Annotated in this window: 1 pseudogene; it reads right to left on the bottom strand. The window is 45.1% G+C overall.

Annotation, left to right across the window (positions count from 1 at the left end):
* Positions 1-215: pseudogene (locus tag AB4503_RS25585) on the bottom strand (IS630 family transposase); the annotation flags it as partial.

Raw genomic sequence — 215 nt, 5'->3', positions numbered from 1 at the left:
CTCTCGATGGGCACACTGAGCCAAACAAATAAGCGTATTCAAATTGCTGCTGTTTTACTACGCGAGGTCTCGTTCCACGAGTAGCCCAAAGACGTGTTGTTGTGTTCTGCTGACCAAACCTAGCTTCGTCTTGAAACCAGACATCAACACTCTCTAGCCCAATATGGCCGGGGATCTTAAGGATCGTTTCGATTTGGAATTTTTTTAAAATCGTC

Source organism: Vibrio sp. 10N.222.55.B11 (assembly GCF_041473705.1).
GTDB classification, from domain to species: Bacteria; Pseudomonadota; Gammaproteobacteria; order Enterobacterales; family Vibrionaceae; genus Vibrio; species Vibrio crassostreae_C.
Note: the sequence above shows the minus strand (reverse complement) of the source record. Positions and strands in the feature narration are given on the sequence as shown.